Origin of the sequence: Psychromonas aquimarina ATCC BAA-1526, assembly GCF_000428725.1 — a bacterium.
Taxonomy (GTDB): Bacteria; Pseudomonadota; Gammaproteobacteria; order Enterobacterales; family Psychromonadaceae; genus Psychromonas; species Psychromonas aquimarina.
In genome coordinates this window covers 1-2241 of the sequence record NZ_AUAM01000120.1, presented here as the reverse complement: position 1 = coordinate 2241, position 2241 = coordinate 1, and the positions used below count along the sequence as shown (strand labels likewise).

General features: G+C 43.7%; 1 protein-coding gene. It reads left to right on the top strand.

Annotated elements, in window-relative coordinates; translation table 11 throughout:
• Positions 1–193 precede the first annotated feature (193 nt).
• On the top strand, positions 194–2170 hold the full coding sequence (locus G337_RS27925) for a DUF6531 domain-containing protein (RefSeq protein WP_051303419.1): 1977 nt from the start codon (positions 194–196) through the stop codon (positions 2168–2170).
• The last annotated feature ends 71 nt before the right edge of the window (positions 2171–2241 follow it).

Genomic DNA, 2241 nt, shown 5'->3' with positions numbered 1-2241 from the left:
ATCAGGTTTATTTTGCAAGACAAAGGTTCGCCACATAACTTGGGTTGATCACTTAAGAAACTAGGTTGTGTGTCCAGTCAATGGGGTCCATTTCTTTTTATTAGTTACTTCATCAAGTATTACATGGGCAAATAGCTCAACTTATTGCTTTAATAGTATCTGCAATACAGACCTATCCTTCATCGAAGGAGAAATGAAAAAGGCGCAAAGTAAATTAGTCCATACAGGAGGCAATAAATATAAACTAGGCCATAAACTAATTTATAAAAATACCAGCTCAAGAAAAGGTTTTTCTATCAGAAATTATCATGTGCCCGATATTACTTCGCACCAGGTAAAAACCTTATCATATGAAGGTGAAATTCCATATAACTTTGGTTATAGCTGCACTGGTTATAACGTAACAACAGCAAAAGGTGAATGGAAATTTATCTCTTGGATGTCAGGTGGAGGCGGTCCAGCGGGTTCACTCGGGACTTTCTACAAAAAAGACATAACAGATACAGTAAAATACAGCACTCCAATTAGTCGTAAAAAGGAGTGTACCCCACGAACCCATGTAAATAAATACACTCACTCCAAGTACATTTTTTATGGGTGTGAAGCTGGTTATGATCCTCTAGATTATGCGTATAAAGGTGAGCATGTGCTGCCTACTTGTAAGAGTTCTCTTACAAGCAAAATAATTGAATACAAGTGTTATGCTCCTTTTACTGTTGGAGATGAAACACTGCATCAAAATACTTGCGCAGCCTCCTGTCCGCCAGAATCCTCTTTTCTTGATGTAATTAAAAACAGCGACGGCAGTTATTCCGGCAGCGGCAGATGCCTTGCACCTGAAAATAAGCAAGAGCCCCTTCAGCAGTGTGTTAGCAACCCGGTGATGGTCTCAAACGGTACCAAGGTGCAGTATGAAACACCTGACATTAAAGTTGCCGGTGCTTTCCCTTTGAGCTTTTCTCGTAGCTACAACAGCCAGCGCAGCCTGGAAGCACTGGAGTTACGCCAAAGCAAATTACAGCTGTTACCACAGTCTGATAAATCGACCTGGACAACATATGTGCAGCCGGCAGATTATAAAGGGTTAAAAACACAAATGCTTGTCCCGCCAGTGCTTCCGTTGGTGAACAATGTACGTGCAGCAGGTTTTAAAAGTTGGTCACACAGCTACAGCGGGCAATTAGACGCGCTGAATGACGGTGCTTCTGTGCGCTTATCCAGCAGTGCCTTTGTTAACCGCGCCTTTACTAAACAAAGCGACGGCACTTATAAACCTGATAACCTGACTTCCGATACGCTGACCCGTGTACTGGATGAATCCGGCGGCCTTCTGCACTGGCTTTACCGCTCCGCCGATAACCAGCTGGAATATTACAACGCCCAGGGCTTGTTAACCCGCCGGGTTAATCGTGCCGGGTTATCCCATCATCTTACATACGATGCCAATAATCAGCTGGACTTAGTGAAAGATGATGCCGGTAACCAGCTGGACTTTAACTTTGATACACAGGGTAAGTTATTAACTTTAGAGACTTCTAAAGGCGAGTTAATCACCTATGGTTACGACCAGTACGCCAATCTGGAGAGTGTGACGAAGAAGCTGGCGTCGGGTAAAGAAAGCGTGCGTATTTATCATTACGAAGACAGTCGTCATCCTTATGCATTAACCGGCATTACCGATGAAAACAACGCCCGTTACGCAACCTGGGAATATGATGAGCTAGGGCGTGCAATTACTTCAAAACATGCTGATGATAATGAAAAAACGAGTTTTGATTTTGAAACCAACAAAACCACGGTAACCAACCCGCTGGGCAAACAGACTGTCTATCACTACAAGGATATTGCCGGTGCTAAACGTTTAGATACTGTCGAAGGTGTGGCGAGTGCTTCCTGCCTGGCTGCCAACCAGAATTATGAATACTACGATGACGGTCAGCTTAAATCGAAAACCGACTGGAAAGGCATTAAAACTACATTTGAGTATAACGACCGTGGTTTAGAAAAACAGCGCACAGAAGCGGCCGGCACAAAGGATGAGCGTGTTATCACCACCACCTGGCATGACAAGTTTAATCTGCCGGAAACTGTCACCGTGGGGAGTCAGGTAACCACTTACAGCTATGACACTAACGGGCAGTTGCTGTCTAAAAAGCTTTCAAAGATTTAACCACACTTTATTAATTTTGCCTTTTAACAGGCAGTTAAGGATTAAAGCGCCTTACCCGGTAAGGCGCACTG

Coding starts and splice junctions, on each gene's coding strand:
- G337_RS27925 (WP_051303419.1), top strand. CDS start 194: ATGAAAAAGGCGCAAAGTAAATTAGTCCATACAGGAGGCAATAAATAT.